The sequence below is a fragment of the Campylobacter concisus genome, assembly GCF_003048575.1.
Taxonomy (GTDB): domain Bacteria; phylum Campylobacterota; class Campylobacteria; order Campylobacterales; family Campylobacteraceae; genus Campylobacter_A; species Campylobacter_A concisus_U.
The window spans coordinates 73,921-90,944 of sequence record NZ_PIRZ01000001.1; the positions used below are offsets into that span (position 1 = coordinate 73,921).

Below are 17,024 nucleotides of genomic sequence, written 5' to 3' on the forward strand. Positions count from 1 at the left end.
TCTATCTTATTTAAAATATGAAAATTTGTCTAAAAATTAGCTAACTTCTAGGAGATCATAGATTTAAGACCCTAGCCACCTTTAGAGCGCTTGCAAATGCAAAATGTAAGTTATATCCGCCAAGCATGCCAGTGATGTCCAAGACCTCACCAATGAAATAAAGCCCCTTAATGTTAGAGGCTTGTAAATTTTCATCTAAAAATTCAATCTTTATACCGCCTTTTGTAACTTCCGCTCTTTCAAAGCCAAACGTGCCAGCCGGGGCAAATTCATAAGCAAAAAGCCTTTTTATGATTTGTCTCTCTTTATCGCTAAATTCATAAAAAGCTCTATCTTTTAAGCCAAAATTTTTTAAAAACTCCAGTACAAATCTCTTTGGCAAGGGCAAAACCGAACTAAGCTGCTTTTTGCCATTTATTAAATTTTTCTCATTAAATTTGGGTAAAAAATTTATACAAATTCGACCTTTTTGCCAAAATAACGAGGTGTTTAGTATCGCTGGTCCGCTTATGCCTCTATGTGTAAAAAGTAAGTCTCCACTAAATTTATGGCTCTCATTTTTGCTATTTATCTCCACGTCGGCGTTTAGGCTAACGCCACTAAGTTCTTTAAACCAAAACTCATCTTTTTGCACGCTAAACCCGACAAGTGCAGGTGCAAGAGCTGATGTCTCAATACCAAAATCATTTGCTATTTTATAGCCAATATCGCTCGCGCCAAGGGTTTTATAGCTTAATCCTCCACTTGCAACGACTAAATTTTTGGCTCTAAATTTTTCACTTTTGGTTGAAATTTCAAAAATTTCATCTACTTTTTTAGCACCAAGAACCTCTTTATTGTAAAAAATTTCTGTATTTTGCCTTTTTAAAAGTACGCTCAAGACGCTCTTTGCGCCGCTATCGCAGAAAAATTGATTTTGCTTTTGCTCAATAAATTTAAGCTCGCTAAAAAATTTTAAAATTTGATCTGGAGCCAGTACTTTTAAAATTTGCTCTATAAATTTTTGCTCTCCAAGATAGTTTTTAGCGCTTATAAAGCGGTTTGTGATGTTGCATCTGCCTCCACCGCTTGCTAGGATCTTTTTGCCAGCACTACTATTTTTTTCTAAGATGGCAACCTTTTTACCCTTTAAATTTGCTCCTAAAAATAGTCCGCTAGCACCGGCACCAATGATGATGACGTCATAGATCAAAACTTCAAGCTCTCTTTTAAAGCAGCCTCGCTTGTTAGGCGAGAGTCAAATTTGATCACTTGATTTTTCTCGTTTTTGTAATAATCGACTACACCTTTTTGGCTATTTAGTAACTCTAAATTTAAGCTTACTTCAGGGCTTAGATAGATGTTTTTAAAAATTCTTGGATCGCTTAGGCTAAAGAGTAAAACAAGCCAGATCACGCAAAGCACCACGCAGATGATGGCGAGTACTTTAAAGCCAAAGGCGTGCAAGATATACCCACCAAATGCACCTCCAACAAAGCTTCCTAGATAGCCAAATGAATTAAATACACCAAGGGCTGAGCCTTTTTGTGAGGATTTTACAAATTTTGTTGCAGTTGATTGCATAATGGGCTCGTGAAGGTTAAATCCTATAAAAAATATAGCAACTCCCAAAACGAAGATAAAAAGTGTAAAACTAATGGCAAAAATGGTGTAGGTTAGAGCAAAAAGCAGCGTACCAGCTATCAAGATGACCTTGCTAAGTCCCTTGCCATCGCCAAGGGCGCCAGCTAGCCCCATAGCCAAAAAGCCAAGCACGGCGCCAAGTGTATAGACCTTGTAAAGCTCGCTACTTTCGTAACCATACTCTTTTACCAAAACGATAGGGATCACCAAAAATGCGATACTTGCTAGCATCTTTTGCATAAAAGAGGTGAAATTTATGATCATGTAGTCTTTTTGTAAAAACAGCTTACCAAATGGCACTTTTTCACTTTTGGCACTCACTTTTATCTCTTTTGGCACAACGGTATAAAGAAGTACAATGCAAAGTAGGCTAAGAGCGGCACTTAGGTAAAAAAGGCTTGAAAGCCCGAAACTTCTAGCAAGAAGCGGTCCAAGCACCATCGAAAGCGTGAAGCTAAGCCCTATAAAAGCACCCATTATCGCCATGGCTTTTGAACGTTTTTCTTCTGTTATATAGTCACTTATCATCGCAGTCGCAACTGCTCCGATAGCACCTACACCTTGTAAAAATCTACCAAATAGCATGGTAAAAATATCGCTTGTAAGTGCACAAATTATTGAGCCGATGATAAAAACCAAAAGTCCGATCGTTAATGTTTTTTTGCGTCCTATCCTATCCGAGAGCGCTCCAAAAGGTACTTGAAATATCATTTGTGAGATCGCATAGACACCTACTATTAGCCCTACTAAAAACTCGTTTGCTCCGCGTAAGTTTAAGGCATAAAGGCTAAGCACTGGCAAAACTATAAAAAGACCTAAAAATCTGCTTGCTATGATAAAAGATAGTGGTAAAACGCTTTTTAACATAAAATTTTCCTTATTTTTAAAAGGACTAAGTTTATCATTTTAACGCTAATTTAAATTTAAAAATTTAATCTACTTTTTTGTAAAATACGCCCAAAAATCAAGGAGCTCTTGCAATGAAGATCGTGCTTGCGACGTCAAATTTAGACAAAGTAAAAGAAATAAAAGAGTTTTTAAAAGGCTATGAAATTTACGCCTTAAGCGAGATTGTAAAGCCATTTGAGATCGTTGAAGATGGCAGCACTTTTCAGCAAAATGCGCTCATAAAGTCAAGAGCTGTCTTTGCAAAGCTTAAAGAGCAGGGGCTTGATAATGAGTTTATCGCTCTTAGCGATGATAGTGGCATTAGCGTGGATGCACTTGGTGGTGAGCCGGGGATCTACTCAGCTCGCTATTTTGACCTTGATAAAAATGGCAAGGTGTGTGGTAAAAACGCAAATGACGCAAACAACAGAGCAAAGTTAATTAGCAAGCTAAAGGCGCTAAATTTAAAGAGCTCACCAGCTCACTACACCGCCTGTATCGCTATTAGCTCAAAATTTGGCGACTACACAACTCATGGCTTTATGTATGGCAAAGCGATAGATGAGGAGCGTGGCACAAACGGCTTTGGCTATGACGCACTTTTTATCCCAGATGGCTTTACTAAAACGCTTGGCGAGCTAGATAATGAGACGAAGCTTAAAATTTCTCACCGTTCAAAGGGGCTTGAGCTTGCAAATTTCGTGCTAAAAAGTCTAAAGAAAAACTTTAGTTAAGCTCTTTTAGTCCTTTGTTGGCTCGCTCTAAAAGATCCCGTGCGCGAGGATTTTGCTCTTTTCCATTTAAAATTTCAAGCACTTTTTTGTAGTTTTGGGTAGCTTCATCCTTTTGATTAAGCTTTGCTAGGTCGTTAGCAAGCTCTACTAAAAGCTCTGATCGCACAAGCTCGTTGCCACTTAACTCCGGCGTGATATCAAGTAAATTTAGCGCTAAAAGGTGGTTTTCGTGGGCTTTGTCAAAGTCGTTTTTTAGGTAGTAGGCGCTAGCGATGCCTTTTATACAGATGAGTTCGTCGTTCATTGAGGCATTTGGCGCGTTGTCATAAATTTTTAGAGCTTCTTGAAAATTAGCAAGTGCTTCGTCGTATCTGCCTAGCGCCTTTTGTGCCGCACCTAGGCTGTGATAAGAGCGAGCTAGTAGCAGCTTGCCGCTAACGTTTGCCGCAAGCTCTAGGGCTCTTTGTGAGAGCTCTAACGCCTTTTGTGGCTCTTTATTTACCATGCACATGCTAGCGCCATTTATGAGCGAAGTGATCGCTTGCTCGGTGTTGCCCTCTTTTAAGCAGACATCAGTCGCCTGCTCGGTTAAATTTATGGCGCGAGCCAAATTTCTATCGCTTTTATAAAACTCCCTCACGCTCTCTTGCACCAGCTCGTCGCAGCTACTTGCAAAGAGGCAAATAGGCGCTAAAAATGGCAAAATTTTCTTCATCTTTTTACCTTTAAAATTTCGCGCTATTGTAGCGATTAAAGGCAAATTTTGTTCAGTATTGCCTCATAAATCATTATTATTTCTTGGCAAATAAACTTGTGACATTATTTTTATGTCTTCTTCTGGATTTTCGATTTGAGTATCAATTATCTGCCTCATTAGCGCCATGCAAAATTTCATACCCATCTCTTCTGCGATTATATCTTTTAGATAAATATTTGTTATTTCATTGTATTCACTGGGAAATTTAACAGAAAAATAAGTCATTTTTTTCTTTTTTACTTCCCATATTCTATATTTGACCTCTGATTTATCATCAATTTTATATTCTTTTGCCTTGATGAGAAATTTATTTATTTGCCCAGCCTTATCCCAAGTGGCAAGACTTTTATTTATATATACTTCATCCCATGTGTCAAAAATAGGAAAGTGCAATAAGAGGCTTCTAAATAAAACTAAATAGATCATCGGCAATCAATCCTTCAAAAAAAGGTCGTCCTCCTTTTTTCATCCACTTTAAATATTCTTTAATTGGTTCATAATTAGAAATCTCTTTAAATACCGAAAATGCTTCTCTGAGTCTATAAAATCTAAAGCATGGCTCTTGAGTTTTAAAATTTTCATTAGAAATTTCATCATATAAAAAATAGAATCTATTATAAAAAAGAGTTAATGCTTCTACCTCTTTTTCATTCGGTCTTTGCTTGCCATTTTCAATCATTGTTGCTCTTTTTGCGTTTTCTTGCCAGGCGCTAATCCATCCAAGTTTTTTAAATTGGTTGCTATATTTTCCTAGATTTAAATATGTTGATTATACCCAAAACAGCTAACTTAATAATGTATCGTTGTACGCTTTAGAATAAATTTAGGCACTCAAATTTTAGCGACAAAATTAAACCTAAAAAATTTAAGCTTATTTCTTATACAGCCTATCTCAAATTAAAAAATAGAATCTGAGAGAAAATTCATCGTGCGTTGTCAGGAGGTAAATTTAATTTTCTGTCGCCGGCAATCGATATGCTACTTATCTGTGTTAGTGCTATCTGCTTTTTGTCTTTCTTGTTAGACTTTGTGCCGGACATATCCAACTTTATAATTAATTGCACCCCGTCTCTTAAAATTAATATTAACTTTGCTAAAATCACTAAAATTTTAAGGAGCCCAAATGTCAAATATCTTAATCATAGGCGCGGGCGGCGTGAGCCAAGTCGCGACCGTAAAATGCGCGATGAACGCAGACGTTTTTACAAAAATCACCCTTGCAAGCCGCACCAAAAGCAAGTGCGACGCGATCGCTAAATTTATAAAAGATCGCCTAGGCGTGCAAATTGGCACCGCCCAGATCGACGCGGACGACACCGACGCGGTCGTAAATTTAATCAAAAAAACGGGCGCCGAGCTACTGCTAAACGTCGCGCTGCCGTACCAGGACCTAACGCTGATGGACGCGTGCTCTCGCGCCGGTATCCCATACATCGACACCGCAAACTACGAGCACCCAGACACCGCCAAATTTGAATACAAGCTGCAGTGGGCGAAGGACGGCGAGTTTAAAGCCGCAAACACGATGGCGCTTCTTGGCTCTGGATTTGATCCGGGCGTGACGAACGTATTTTGCGCCTACGCACAGCAAAATTTATTTGACGAGATCCACGAGATCGACATCCTAGACTGCAACGCAGGCGATCACGGCTATCCGTTTGCGACGAATTTTAACCCAGAAATCAACCTGCGAGAAGTAAGCGCAAAGGGTCGCTACTGGGAGCGTGGCGAGTGGAAAGAGACCGAGCCGATGGAAATAATGTTCAAATGGAACTACCCAAAAGTAGGCGTCAAAGACAGCTACCTGCTCTATCACGAGGAGCTAGAAAGCCTCGTTAAAAACATCAAGGGGCTAAAGCGAATCCGCTTTTTTATGACGTTCGGACAGAGCTACCTAACTCACATGAAATGCCTAGAAAACGTCGGCATGCTGCGCATCGACGAGGTAGAACACAACGGCGTAAAAATCGTGCCGATACAGTTTTTAAAGACCTTGCTGCCTGATCCTGCGTCTCTAGGCCCTCGCACGAAAGGTAAAACCAACATCGGCTGCGTAATACGTGGCCTAAAAGACGGCAAAGAGCGTCAAGTCTATATCTATAACGTCTGCGACCATGAGGCTTGCTACGCCGAGACGGGCGCGCAGGCAGTGAGCTACACGACGGGCGTACCTGCGATGATCGGCTCGATGATGGTAGCAAAGGGCATTTGGAGTGGCAAGGGCGTCTTTAATATGGAGAATTTCGACGCTAAACCTTTCATGGATGAGCTAAATAAGCAGGGCTTGCCGTGGGAGATGATAGAAATGAAACCTGGAGAAAGATACGAAGTCTAAATTTAGGCTTGTCTCGCGAGCGCTTTTAAATGATTTTTGCTTCACCTTGCTCGCAACTACAAGCAGAACGTAAATTTCGCCCTGCGACAGACTATATGTCTAGTCTTGGGACGAAATTTACTTCAAAACATTTAAAATCATCTTACGATACTTTGCCTTATAATCTTGCATTTAAATTTTACTCGGTCACGTATTTCATATACGCTTCCGTCGTAAAATTTAAATCCGTCTTGATTAAGGCAAAAAATACCGCGCCTTGCTCTGCCGCATTAAAATTTCTAGTTTAAATTTTACCCCACTTGCATTCAAATTTTATGTCAAATTTAATTTAAGCTTCCACGCCAAAAAGCGTTTAAATTTAGCTACAATCGCGCAAATTTTATCAATGAAACTTTGAGTAAATTTAAAGCTCTCAATCTCCAGTCGCCCAAACTCTGTACCCGCTCAAATAATAACAAAAGGAAAAATTTAAACTCCAAAAACTTCGTTATCTTTTTAGTCGTGCTAAGCGCGCTTGCTGCGTATTTTAATAAATAAATTTAGCCTTGCGAATTTGACTCAAATTTTAATCAAATTCGCAAATTTTGGGTCGCCAAAACCAAAAATCAAATTTGACGCCGCCGGCTAGGTCAAATTTCGCTTTTTTATCTGCCGTAAATTTATCCTCAAATTTAAGCCCGTATGTTAAAATCTAAGCTAAATTTAGGAGAAAATATGAAGCAAATCACGATGCAAGAAGCCCTAGATGCGGTAAGCGCGCGATGCTGTAAGGGTTATCGCTACGAAAACGTCGCGCTAAGCGATGAGATAGTGCGCCCATCTGCGAGGTAAAAGGCCTCGTAAATATGGGCTTTGCGGCTACGGCTATCACGGACGCGTCGCTTGAGTATTTAGCCCGTTTGCCTAAGCTTTCGTATTTATCTTTAGAAAATAGCGAAAAAATAAGCGGCGAGGGCTTTAGATACTTTGCGTGGCACGCTAAGCTAAAGCACATCGATATCCAAAACGTCGGCATTACCGACAAGGGATTAAAGGCGATCGCGCAAATTCCTAGCCTAAAATCTTTACGCATCGTAGATACGCGCGTTAGTTTTGCCGGGTTGTTAGCCGTAGCGGACACAAAAATCCTATTTCATATCGGCGGCGAGCGCTTTAGCAAGGAGCAGATCGCTAAATTTGAGCAAGCGCAAAGAGATTTTCAAATCAGCAAAAACAGGCCGGATCCGTAGGATGCCGCTGCGGCGCAAAGCGCGCTTTTGGAGTTTTTCGCGGCTATGAGCGAATGGGAAAAATTTGCCGCCCGCAAGGCTTGCGATGAAAATAAGGACGAGGCGAGGCGTATGCTTGATGAGCTCTTTGCTAGATACTGCACGCCCGCCAAGCGTAGCGGTTATCGCCGCGAGTTCGTATGGTTTTCGCAAGCAGACGGCGGCACCTACGGCGGATACGAGCTAACGGACGTTGAGAGCGAAACGAAAAATAAATTTTACGTCTATGCCAAAGACGGCTACGGTTTTGCGCGGCGTTTTTTGCTCATACGCAAGGACGGACGCTGGCTCGTAGATAAGCAGCAAGACATGGACGGCGGCTGGATGCGGGTTATAAAATGCGCTAGGCGGTTTAACTCGGGCGCTTTTTGGCGTTTGGCGCCTCAAATTTCTGCTTTAAAATTTTAAAAATTTCGTATTTTGAGAGCTCGTATTTGTCGTATATCACAGCGTTATCATCGCCGCTAGGCTGCATGAGGCCATATGCTAGCCTGCCTTTTTTAAATTTTATGTTTGAAACACTAATTTTGTGCTTGGCGTCTATCTCGGGGATGCCGATTTTGTCGATATCTTTAAAATAAAATTTCGTATTCTTACCGCCTTTTTGTATGAAAAATCCGTCATCTTCGATTTTTCGGCATCACAGAATAAGAAACTAGGATAAAGAGGTAACTTCGGCGCAAGCTAACTTACTGGCGCCGAAGTTGAAAGTTATTTTATCACTGCTTCAAAGCCAACATCTACATCTGGATAGCTTTTTCCACCATGAAATGGCTTGGCGGCAGCGGCAAATTTATCAAAGCTTTCATTTAGCTTCAAATCATTTACAAGATCAACCGAAAATTTTGCTACTAGCTTGCCATTTTGCACTTCATATTTTGTTTTAAAAATTTTTGAATTGCCGTTTATGCTAAGCTCAACATCTATTTCTCCGGCCTTATCGTCGCCATTTACTGCTACGATCTTACCATCTACTGCCTTGGCATCGAAAATAATGCCAATCCTTTTATCGCGGTCAGGCAGCTTTGTATCGATATCTTTTGGCTCAAGCTTAAATTCAAAGCTCTTTAAAAAATCAGCAAAATTTGCATTTTCTTGACTTTTAAAATTTATCGTCTTAAAAGTACCTGGTACGGCTGTTTTATTTGCTAGCTTGTAACCAGTAAATGTTACCTTTGGTTCACCTTCTACGCTAAATGCAAGAGCTGAAACTGCAAAAAATGAAGCTGCTAAAGCAACAGAAGTAAGTTTGTTCATAAAGTATCCTTTTTATAATATTGATAATAAATATCGCAAATTATATACCCACTTACTTCAAAAAAGACTTAAAATCTCTTTTTAATTAATGAATAAATTTTTAATAGCTTCTTACTCTGGATCATCGCTAAAATCGTTATCCCTAAAGATCGCATAAAAATTTATGAGCCAAAAAACAAAAGCGATTGCTATGAGTGTTGCTGGTAAATGAATGTAAAAGCCACTCCAAAAATAAGCCAAAATTCCTCTACTAACGCCAGCTAAAAGAACTAAAATAAAGGCAATTTTACTAAGGCGTAAAAACTCAAGCTCTTGCCCGCTGTGACGAAGTCCTGCGACATTAAATATAAGCATTACGCTAAAAATCACTGCATTTATCGCTATTAGATGTATAAAATTTGTTTCAAGATGGAGCTCAAAAATACCGCTAAAGCCGATGCCTAAAAAACCAAGTGCTAAAAATAGCTGCATAAAATAGTATAAAATCACAAAGCTATGCCTAAAAAGCTCTTTATAGTGCCACTCTTTAAGCTTTGCAAGTACCGCACTTCCACAAGCTATCGCAGCATAATAGACACCTAAGCTTGCTTCAAAAAATATATTTAAAAGCAAAAAAGCACAAACGCAGCAAATAGCGATATTTTTATAGATAAAATTTGGCACAAAAACAGCTTCATCCATACCTTTTTCTCTTTTTAGCGCTTCTTTTCCAAGTACAACACTAACGCGGTACGAGATGAGTAAAATAGCGATCACGTGGATAAAAACTTGTAAATTTAAAAATTTTTCGTTGCCACTTATTAGATAATAAATTTCAAAGCCTAAAATACCAAACAAAAAGCCAAGCACGCCAAATTGATCATCATTTTTATCTCGCCAGATCATATAAACACAAAGCAAAACCAAGTAAAGCCAAAAAAGAGCGATAAAGCAGTGTGCTAAAAATAGGCTAAAAAATGCCAATATAAAGCTTATGAAAAAGAGTGAAAATAATATATAGGCGTGTATTTTTAAAGATGCTTGAAAATTTGTCCAATCAGTTAGTCCAGTTAGCAAAAATCCAGCATAAGCAAGCGCTAAGAAAAGTTGCAAAAATATAAATTTATGCAAACTCACAAAATCAGTTGGAGTAAAAAACACACTAGCACCAAGCACCGCACAGGCGGCACTCATTAAGAAAAATATCCTCATAGGATGAGTAAAAAAGTTATTAATCATAATAAATTTGACCTTTGAAATTTTCATCTATCATCTTGCTAATAAACGTAAAATCACGCTCTTTGAAATCTTTGTCTATTTCAAGTTCTCTTTGTATGACCGCGCCTTTACTTGATAGGAAATAAATTCTATTTGACATTTTCACAGCTTCCATTCTATCGTGCGTGACGAGAACTACGCTCATACCTTCACTTACTCTTTGGCCAATAATCTCAATTAAAATTTCTTTCATATCATAATCAAGTCCAGAAAAAGGCTCATCCATTAAAAGTAGATCAGGCTTTGTCACGACCGCTCTTACAAAAGCTACCCTTTGCCTCATACCGCCGCTTAGTTCGCTTGGGTATTTTAAAGTGTCCTTTTGACTTAGTCCAACCTTTTTAAAAAGCTCTAAAACAGCGTTAATGTCTGGTTTATCCATAACCAAAAGCACATTTTCAAGAGCATTTTTCCATGTAAGCAGACGATTTTCTTGAAAAAAATATGTCATCTTTTTAAATTTATTAAAAATTTCCCCTTTTCTAGGCTCATTTAGTCCGCTAATAAGCCGAAGTATCGTCGTCTTGCCACATCCAGATGGCCCAAAAAGCGTCACTACCTCGCCACTTTTTACATTTAGGCTAAAATTCCTTACGACCTTATCTCTTAAAATTTCATACTCTACATTTTTAAGTTCAAGCATCATCTTCTCCAAGGCATCAGAGCTATTTTTAATGGCTCGATGATGAGGTACTCAAAAAGCATGATAAGAGTGATGCTTAAAAGAACATACGCCATTACCTCGGTTGTTTCAAGCATTGCTCTTGCATTTGCTATCTTTGCTCCCATGCCGTTATTTGCGCCTAGTAGCTCAGCCATTATTACTATCTTTACGCCCATTGCAACAGCTACGCTAACAGAGCTTATGATATAGCTTGTAAGATGTGGGATATAAAGGTGTTTTATCTTTTTTAAAAAGCCTAAATGATAAGCATCAAACATCTCTTTTAGCTCCTCGTCTACGCTACTCATAGCAACTGCTGAGCTTGCAAAAGTAAGCGGTAAAACGGTTATAAAGATAGTAAAAACGGTGCTAAAATTTCCAAATCCAAACCAAAAAATAGCAAGTACTATCCAAATAATTGGTGGCATTGACAAAAGCAAGGTGATAACAGGCTTTAAAAAGGCCGCAAAGCTTTTAAAACTACCTGCTATTAGCCCTAAAAATATACCAAAAAATGTTGCCGAGCAAACTCCAATCAGTGATCTGCAAAGCGTTATATTTATCTCACTGTTTTTATAATCTTTTAAAATTTCACAGGCTTTTAAAAATACATCTTTTGGTGACGGAAGCAAGAGTGGGGAGCTAAACTCGCTTCCCACTTGCCAAATGGCTAAGATCAAAAAAACTACGGCAAATCCGCTAAATCCACCCCAAAAATAGTCAATTATTTTTAAAAAGCTTGAGCGATCTTTTTTAATGCCATCAATTAGTATCATAAAAATAGACCTTTATCAGGCATCTTGCCACCTAGAAATTTTGGATTAAACTGATAAATTTCTTCAAAAAACGCCATGATCTCATTTTGTAGTTCATTTGCTTTTGTTACTGTTAGATTTGCCTTGTCAAAAGCATTTGCGAGTGCTACTTCTGGAGCTGGCAAGTAGCTTGAGCCTATCTTTGCTGCACTTTGTTTGTTCTCAAGTATCCATGAAAGTGCATTTTTAAGATCGCTATGAAGCGTATCAAATAGATTTAAGTTTTTCTCGTAAAAGCCTCTTTCTACGATAATGCCAGCCATTGGAATTATCGGTTTTGTACCAAAGCTCTCGCCCCAAATTTTTGGAAAATCAACTGAATAATGCACGCTAACGCCTGCTTTTTTACCACGCAAAATAGTCGCTTCGCCAAGAGGTTGTGGGACTATTAAAATGTCAAAATCTTTTTGTAAAAATAAAAGCAGAGCCTCAGGCGGCGTTGCTGTATAGGTAATGTCTATTTTGCTAACGTCTATGCCTCGTTTTTTGCAAAGCGCTCTTAAGACAAGATCAGGCATATCGCCACGAAACGGCATGATTAGCTTTTTGCCTACAAAATCCTCTAAATTTTTGATCTTTTCATCCTTAACCATAGCGTTCATAACGCCAAGAGTCAGCAAATTTAACATCGCAAAATCAAGCCCTTGGTTTCTTAAATTTGCAGCGACATTTGATGGCGACATCGTGACTTTAATATCCCCACTAGCGACGCCTGCACGAAGCTGATCTGGTGTTTTCCAGATGTTTAGGCTTACATCATAAGTTTTATTTAACTCCCCTTGCAGTGCAGCAACTGCCATGATAACGCTTGGGATTGCTGGCGCGCCCCACATAGTAAAGCTCTCTTTTGCAAATAAATTTGGCGCAAATGCGCTAACGCCTAAAGCTGTGCTAAGTCCTAAAAATTTTCTTCTATCTAGCATCTTTTTCTCCTTTAAAAACTGCTGTGAAAGCTAATGAAAAATGTTCTGCCAGGGGCATGAACGACTACCGGATCAAGTGCTGCTACGTGATCACCACTGATAAATTCTGCATAATCTTTATCAAATAAATTTGCTACACCAAATCTTATACCGACTTTGTTTTTAAACTCTACGCCGCCATAAAGATCAAGCAAGCCAAATCCTTTTGCGGCCTCTTTTTTGTCGATACCTAGACCATTTTGCTTGCTAAAATCGCCTCTAGTTTGCTTTGAAACTAGTCTTAGTGCAGTGCCTAGGTTGTAGCTACCAAAGCTTGCATAGTCTTTGTAGTCAAATGCAAAATTTGCCTCAAAAGGCCTTATTTGATAAAGCGGTCTGCCATCGGTTTTGTTTTGTCCGTAGTTGTAGTAAAGTGAGCTTTTTAAGCCAAAGTGCCTTGCAAAACTATATTCTGTATTGAAATTTACACTATAAAGCGTTGCATCAACGTTTCTTGAGATGACAGCATTTTTATTTAGCGGCATAGCAGCTTTTGAGTGGCGTCTATCAAAAATAATCAAATTTTTAACGCTATCAGCGATGAAATGTCCGCTAAAACCAAATGCATCTTTGTTTTGTAGAGAGTTTAGGTATTCTTTGTAAAACTGGCTACCAAATTTAAAGCCAAGAATCGCTCTATTGTGTCTTTCTGGCTCTAAATTTGGATTTGCTATCCAGCCGTTATCGCCTGCGCCATAAAGTGCGTTAAAACGCTCCATATTGCTTGGCAAGCGAGATAAACTCTCAAGTTTTGCAAAGTAGCTATCCTTGTCGTTTGGTGTAAATTTATATTTTAAACTTGCACTAAAGGCGTCTTTTTTGATCTTATCGCTTACGTCTTTACCATAAATTTTACGAAGTAGCCCGCGAGTCGTGCTAATATCTGGATTTGGTGCAGAATATTTAGTATCAAGTCCGTTAAGCTTGCTTCTTTGCTCTTCATATTTTAAGGCAAGAGAAGCTTCGTTTGCTTCATTAAATTTATAAGCAAGTGTGTCAAAGAGCATAAATTTATCATTTCTAACATCAGCAAATCTGTATCCGTTAAAGACCCAGTTATTGCCTTGCTTCATGTATCTTTTGCCGTCATGTTTATCTTTTTCAAAGCCAGCGCCTATTTGATTGTGAAAGCTTGAAAAATCAACATCATACTTTAAATTTGCCTCAAATATATTCCTTTTTAAATCCACTTTCACATTTGGAGTGGCATCTCTTAGATGAAAATTATCAGCTTTTCGCTCAACCTTTTTTAGGATAAGTTCAAAATTTAGCGTATTTGAAAGATCTTCTTCGCCTAAGCGAATATTTAGTTTGCCAACTTTTCTTGTCGTTTTAAAAGCATCCATCGCATGTTCTGGCTGCTTATCTTTATCAATATTATCCCTTAAAAACGTAAGCCTAAGCTCGCTAAGATCATTTGGCACGAAGCCTAAGATAGCGCTTTGGCCTTGCCTATTGTAGCCATAGTCCCATCTTTTGCCACTTCCATCTTTATAATTATTTGCTTTGGTGAAATTTGCATTTAAAATGGTGTAAAAATTTGCGCCACGATATTTAAAAAGCGATGAGTTGTAAAAGCTTTTGCCATACATTCCAGCCGAAATATGAAACATATCAGCTGAGTTATCAAGCAAATTTGTAACAAATGGATATTCGCTTCTTTGAGTGCGGTCAAATTGATTTTCCACAAAGGCACTTTGTGCAACGTTTGGCGTGATGACTGGTGGCGGTGCAAATTCTCTAATAGGCTTTATAATGTCTAAATTTGCTTCATTTGCTAGAAGCAGTGATGAAAGAACTGCTAGGCTTAAAATAGGCCTCATGTAAACTCCTTTTAAAGATATAATTATGATTTCTTTTATCATAATTGTAGTAGTAAAACCCTTTATAAAAGTTGATGTAAGTCATCTTTTAAATTTCTAATCCACATTTACGAGCTTATTGTAGATAAAATGCTTGATTTTATTTTTGCAAGAGTAGCTAAATGGTGTAAATTTAATGTGAAAGATGTATAAAATTTTGATAATTGTTATATAAAAATTTTTAGATCATGGATTGATTTAGTTAGGCTCTAAAATTATTAAGCCTATCTCTTAGCTCTTTTGAAATGGTAAATTTCGAGAGTTCATATTTGTCAAAAATGATGATCAAATCATCACCTAGTGGTTGCACTAACCCAAAGCAAGCATCTCTATCAAGACGGTTTTTCTTAAATTTTACACTCAAAGTTTCGACTTTTTTCTTATCGCCAAAACTCTTAATGGCGATCTCGTCGATATCCTTAAAGTAAAATTTTATACTTTTTGAGCCTTTAGTGATAATAAATCCATCATCTTCAATACGTAAAAAGTTGTTTTGAAAAATTTTTCTAACACAAAAGAACGCTGAGAGAGCGCCAATGATGATACCAAAGAGAGACGCTGTGCCAAGAGCTAGATAAAAGTAGCCAATGATGCTAAATATAAAAAGTCCAAGCCCAAAGGCTAGCGCCCAAAATACATCTTTTTTACTCTCTTTTGTTATCATCATTTTTCCTTTTAAGCTAAAATTCCAGCACCATTTATCGCTTGGCTGCGCTCTTTTGCATAAATTCTCTCGCCATTTATCACGTCATATTTCCAGATCGGCGCATTTGCCTTAAAGTCCTCGACAAACTCGTTTATAAGCCTTAGCGCAACCTTTCTTTGAGGGCTCACAACGCCTGCAACATAAGAGCTCGTATGCACTGCCACATCGCCTTTTGAGTGAGCAAAGAGTACGTAGGCATTTTCTTTTTTGGCTCGCTCTTCCCAAGCTTCTAGCCATTTTTTAAGGATCGGCTCATAAATATCAAAGCTAAGCGCCGAAATGCCACCTTCCTCTCTTACGATCCCAACAAAAGTGATGAGTGCACCGCAGTTTTTATCTTTAAAGCGTTCATACCACTCGTTTGTGATGCTTTGAACGTCCAAGCTTCCATTATAAATTTGCATCTTAGCCCCCACAAACTGGTGGCAAAATAGAAATTTTATCGCCTGATTTAAGAGCGAAATTTATATCGCTTACGATCTCGTCATTTACGGCAACCGCACAGATATTTAGCCATTTTTTAAGCTCTTCTTTTTGGCTTAAAGCCTCTTTTATCTCGCCTAAATTTTTTGCCTCTACTTTTATATTTTCAAGCCCGATAGGCCCAAGAAATTCGATCTCTATCACGTTTTATCCTTTGAGATTTTTGCTGATTTTACTTAAAAATAAATTTAGATATACTTATTTAAAAATTTAAAAAGCGAGCAAAAATGAACGAAATTTTAAAGAGCATAAAAACCCCAGCCTACGTTTGTGAAGAGGCAAAAGTACGTAAAAATCTAGAGCTTTTAAGGTACGTAAAAGAGCAAAGCGGAGCCAAAATTTTAGTCGCACTCAAAGGTTTTGCATTTAGCGGAGTGATGGATATGGTTGGCTCTTATCTTGATGGTGCGACTTGTAGCGGACTTCACGAGGCAAAATTTGCAAACGAATACGTAAAAGGCGAGATTCATACTTATAGTCCAGCCTTTAAGGATGAGGATTTCGATGAAATTTTAAAAATTTCAAAGCACATTACATTTAACTCTTTTGCGCAGTGGCAAAAATTTAAGGGTATTGCCCTAGAAAATGGTATCATCTGCGGCCTGCGCGTAAATCCTGAAGTCTCACTAGCCCCAACTGACAGCTATAATCCATGCGGCAAATTTAGCAGGCTTGGCATCACAAGAGAAAATTTTAAGCCAGAGCTTCTTGATGGCATTAGTGGGCTTCATTTTCACGCACTTTGCGAAGAGAGTGCGAGTAGCTTACAAACCGTGTTAGAGGCATTTGAAGAGAAATTTGGGGAGTTTATCCCAAGGATGAAGTGGATAAATATGGGCGGTGGCCACCATATCACAAGGGCTGATTACGACGTGGAGCTGCTTATAAAGATAGTTAGGCGCTTCCGCGAGAAGTACGGCGTAGAGGTCTATCTGGAGCCTGGTGAGGCGGTTGGCTGGCAGACTGGCTTTTTGATAAGCAGCGTACTTGACATCGTGCATAACGAAAAAGATATTGCTATCCTTGACACCTCGGCCGAGGCACACATGCCTGATACCGTGCTTATGCCTTACCGTCCAGCCGTTAGGGGCGAGAGTGAAAATGGCAAATTTGCTTATAGATTTGGCGGCAATACCTGCCTAGCTGGCGATATAGTAGGGCTTGAAGCGGGCGATGCGGAGTATAAATTTGATAGCAAGCTAAAAATCTATGACCGAGTCATCTTTGAAGATCAAATTCACTACACTATCGTAAAAAATACGACATTTAACGGCATAAAACTGCCTGATCTACTGCTTTTAAAAGAAAATGGCGAGATAAAGATGATTAGAGAGCTAGACTACGAAGAGTATAGGCGTAGAAACTAATAGCTGGTGTTGCGGCTAGTTTCTGGCTGCTAAATACTAAAAGCTC

At 38.7% G+C, this 17,024-nt stretch carries 20 protein-coding genes; 6 read left to right on the plus strand and 14 right to left on the minus strand.

The window, feature by feature from the left end; all coding sequences use genetic code 11:
* Window positions 1–55 precede the first annotated feature (55 nt).
* Together CVS84_RS00390 and CVS84_RS00395 are read right to left on the minus strand one after the other, a co-directional pair.
* Window positions 56–1,192, minus strand: a complete 1,137-nt coding sequence (locus CVS84_RS00390) for an NAD(P)/FAD-dependent oxidoreductase (RefSeq protein WP_107690723.1) — start codon at window positions 1,190–1,192, stop codon at window positions 56–58.
* Window positions 1,189–2,490, minus strand: coding sequence for an MFS transporter (locus CVS84_RS00395; RefSeq protein WP_107690724.1), 1,302 nt, complete (start codon window positions 2,488–2,490; stop codon window positions 1,189–1,191). The genes CVS84_RS00390 and CVS84_RS00395 overlap by 4 nt, the downstream gene beginning before the upstream one ends.
* A 113-nt stretch (window positions 2,491–2,603) precedes the next feature.
* Between CVS84_RS00395 and CVS84_RS00400 the strand changes: the two genes are divergently transcribed.
* Window positions 2,604–3,245 (plus strand): non-canonical purine NTP pyrophosphatase, encoded by a 642-nt coding sequence (locus tag CVS84_RS00400; RefSeq protein ID WP_107690725.1) that lies wholly within the window; start codon window positions 2,604–2,606, stop codon window positions 3,243–3,245.
* Here the strand turns inward: CVS84_RS00400 and CVS84_RS00405 are convergent.
* From CVS84_RS00405 to CVS84_RS09500, 3 genes are all read right to left on the minus strand, one after another.
* Window positions 3,238–3,960: a tetratricopeptide repeat protein gene (locus CVS84_RS00405; protein WP_107690726.1), complete on the minus strand. Its 723-nt coding sequence runs from the start codon at window positions 3,958–3,960 to the stop codon at window positions 3,238–3,240. The two genes, CVS84_RS00400 and CVS84_RS00405, sit on opposite strands and share 8 nt — an antisense overlap.
* A 63-nt stretch (window positions 3,961–4,023) precedes the next feature.
* A complete protein-coding gene (locus CVS84_RS09495) occupies window positions 4,024–4,428 on the minus strand; it encodes a hypothetical protein (RefSeq protein ID WP_199906087.1) in 405 nt (134 codons plus the stop codon).
* Window positions 4,406–4,681: a hypothetical protein gene (locus CVS84_RS09500; protein ID WP_199906088.1), complete on the minus strand. Its 276-nt coding sequence runs from the start codon at window positions 4,679–4,681 to the stop codon at window positions 4,406–4,408. The genes CVS84_RS09495 and CVS84_RS09500 overlap by 23 nt, the downstream gene beginning before the upstream one ends.
* A 444-nt stretch (window positions 4,682–5,125) precedes the next feature.
* Here CVS84_RS09500 and CVS84_RS00415 point away from each other — a divergent pair, with 444 nt between their 5' ends.
* The 4 genes from CVS84_RS00415 (at window position 5,126) to CVS84_RS00425 (ending at window position 8,013) form a co-directional block, all read left to right on the plus strand.
* Window positions 5,126–6,337 carry a saccharopine dehydrogenase family protein gene (locus CVS84_RS00415; RefSeq protein WP_107690727.1) on the plus strand — a complete coding sequence of 404 codons (1,212 nt, stop codon included), beginning with the start codon at window positions 5,126–5,128 and terminating at the stop codon, window positions 6,335–6,337.
* Window positions 6,338–6,366: 29 nt separating this feature from the next.
* Window positions 6,367–6,624 (plus strand): hypothetical protein, encoded by a 258-nt coding sequence (locus CVS84_RS09420; protein WP_159070056.1) that lies wholly within the window; start codon window positions 6,367–6,369, stop codon window positions 6,622–6,624.
* Between the two features lie 558 nt (window positions 6,625–7,182).
* Window positions 7,183–7,566, plus strand: a complete 384-nt coding sequence (locus tag CVS84_RS00420; protein WP_107690728.1) for a hypothetical protein — start codon at window positions 7,183–7,185, stop codon at window positions 7,564–7,566.
* A gap of 27 nt (window positions 7,567–7,593) precedes the next feature.
* Window positions 7,594–8,013, plus strand: coding sequence for an NTF2 fold immunity protein (locus tag CVS84_RS00425; protein WP_107690729.1), 420 nt, complete (start codon window positions 7,594–7,596; stop codon window positions 8,011–8,013).
* 303 nt (window positions 8,014–8,316) lie between these two features.
* On the opposite strand, the gene CVS84_RS00435 is transcribed toward CVS84_RS00425, so the two are convergent.
* The 9 genes from CVS84_RS00435 to CVS84_RS00475 all read right to left on the minus strand — a co-directional run bounded on the left by CVS84_RS00435 (window position 8,317) and on the right by CVS84_RS00475 (window position 15,755).
* Window positions 8,317–8,862: a YceI family protein gene (locus tag CVS84_RS00435; RefSeq protein WP_107690730.1), complete on the minus strand. Its 546-nt coding sequence runs from the start codon at window positions 8,860–8,862 to the stop codon at window positions 8,317–8,319.
* 111 nt (window positions 8,863–8,973) lie between these two features.
* Window positions 8,974–10,080, minus strand: a complete 1,107-nt coding sequence (locus CVS84_RS00440) for an NnrS family protein (protein ID WP_107690972.1) — start codon at window positions 10,078–10,080, stop codon at window positions 8,974–8,976.
* On the minus strand, window positions 10,073–10,762 hold the full coding sequence (locus CVS84_RS00445; protein ID WP_103587321.1) for an ABC transporter ATP-binding protein: 690 nt from the start codon (window positions 10,760–10,762) through the stop codon (window positions 10,073–10,075). The genes CVS84_RS00440 and CVS84_RS00445 overlap by 8 nt, the downstream gene beginning before the upstream one ends.
* On the minus strand, window positions 10,762–11,559 hold the full coding sequence (locus tag CVS84_RS00450; protein ID WP_107690731.1) for an ABC transporter permease: 798 nt from the start codon (window positions 11,557–11,559) through the stop codon (window positions 10,762–10,764). The genes CVS84_RS00445 and CVS84_RS00450 overlap by 1 nt, the downstream gene beginning before the upstream one ends.
* Window positions 11,556–12,521, minus strand: a complete 966-nt coding sequence (locus CVS84_RS00455) for an ABC transporter substrate-binding protein (RefSeq protein WP_103579709.1) — start codon at window positions 12,519–12,521, stop codon at window positions 11,556–11,558. Before CVS84_RS00455 ends, CVS84_RS00450 begins: the two co-directional genes overlap by 4 nt.
* Before the next feature lie 11 nt (window positions 12,522–12,532).
* A complete protein-coding gene (locus tag CVS84_RS00460; RefSeq protein ID WP_107690732.1) occupies window positions 12,533–14,383 on the minus strand; it encodes a TonB-dependent receptor domain-containing protein in 1,851 nt (616 codons plus the stop codon).
* Between the two features lie 241 nt (window positions 14,384–14,624).
* Window positions 14,625–15,086: a molybdate transport repressor gene (locus CVS84_RS00465; RefSeq protein ID WP_087576576.1), complete on the minus strand. Its 462-nt coding sequence runs from the start codon at window positions 15,084–15,086 to the stop codon at window positions 14,625–14,627.
* An 11-nt stretch (window positions 15,087–15,097) separates the two neighbouring features.
* Window positions 15,098–15,532, minus strand: a complete 435-nt coding sequence (locus tag CVS84_RS00470; protein WP_103579706.1) for a molybdopterin synthase catalytic subunit — start codon at window positions 15,530–15,532, stop codon at window positions 15,098–15,100.
* Between the two features lies 1 nt (window position 15,533).
* Window positions 15,534–15,755, minus strand: coding sequence for a MoaD/ThiS family protein (locus CVS84_RS00475; protein WP_087585430.1), 222 nt, complete (start codon window positions 15,753–15,755; stop codon window positions 15,534–15,536).
* A gap of 83 nt (window positions 15,756–15,838) precedes the next feature.
* On the opposite strand from CVS84_RS00475, the gene nspC reads away from it, so the two are divergent.
* A complete protein-coding gene (nspC, locus tag CVS84_RS00480; protein WP_107690733.1) occupies window positions 15,839–16,978 on the plus strand; it encodes a carboxynorspermidine decarboxylase in 1,140 nt (379 codons plus the stop codon).
* The last annotated feature ends 46 nt before the right edge of the window (window positions 16,979–17,024 follow it).

Coding starts and splice junctions, on each gene's coding strand:
- CVS84_RS09500 (WP_199906088.1), bottom strand. CDS start 4,681: ATGATTGAAAATGGCAAGCAAAGACCGAATGAAAAAGAGGTAGAAGCA.
- CVS84_RS00405 (WP_107690726.1), bottom strand. CDS start 3,960: ATGAAGAAAATTTTGCCATTTTTAGCGCCTATTTGCCTCTTTGCAAGT.
- CVS84_RS00465 (WP_087576576.1), bottom strand. CDS start 15,086: ATGATAACAAAAGAGAGTAAAAAAGATGTATTTTGGGCGCTAGCCTTT.
- CVS84_RS00400 (WP_107690725.1), top strand. CDS start 2,604: ATGAAGATCGTGCTTGCGACGTCAAATTTAGACAAAGTAAAAGAAATA.
- CVS84_RS09495 (WP_199906087.1), bottom strand. CDS start 4,428: ATGATCTATTTAGTTTTATTTAGAAGCCTCTTATTGCACTTTCCTATT.
- CVS84_RS00420 (WP_107690728.1), top strand. CDS start 7,183: ATGGGCTTTGCGGCTACGGCTATCACGGACGCGTCGCTTGAGTATTTA.
- CVS84_RS00470 (WP_103579706.1), bottom strand. CDS start 15,532: ATGCAAATTTATAATGGAAGCTTGGACGTTCAAAGCATCACAAACGAG.
- CVS84_RS00455 (WP_103579709.1), bottom strand. CDS start 12,521: ATGCTAGATAGAAGAAAATTTTTAGGACTTAGCACAGCTTTAGGCGTT.
- CVS84_RS00395 (WP_107690724.1), bottom strand. CDS start 2,490: ATGTTAAAAAGCGTTTTACCACTATCTTTTATCATAGCAAGCAGATTT.
- CVS84_RS00440 (WP_107690972.1), bottom strand. CDS start 10,080: ATGATTAATAACTTTTTTACTCATCCTATGAGGATATTTTTCTTAATG.
- CVS84_RS00415 (WP_107690727.1), top strand. CDS start 5,126: ATGTCAAATATCTTAATCATAGGCGCGGGCGGCGTGAGCCAAGTCGCG.
- CVS84_RS00460 (WP_107690732.1), bottom strand. CDS start 14,383: ATGAGGCCTATTTTAAGCCTAGCAGTTCTTTCATCACTGCTTCTAGCA.
- nspC (WP_107690733.1), top strand. CDS start 15,839: ATGAACGAAATTTTAAAGAGCATAAAAACCCCAGCCTACGTTTGTGAA.
- CVS84_RS09420 (WP_159070056.1), top strand. CDS start 6,367: ATGATTTTTGCTTCACCTTGCTCGCAACTACAAGCAGAACGTAAATTT.
- CVS84_RS00435 (WP_107690730.1), bottom strand. CDS start 8,862: ATGAACAAACTTACTTCTGTTGCTTTAGCAGCTTCATTTTTTGCAGTT.
- CVS84_RS00445 (WP_103587321.1), bottom strand. CDS start 10,762: ATGCTTGAACTTAAAAATGTAGAGTATGAAATTTTAAGAGATAAGGTC.
- CVS84_RS00450 (WP_107690731.1), bottom strand. CDS start 11,559: ATGATACTAATTGATGGCATTAAAAAAGATCGCTCAAGCTTTTTAAAA.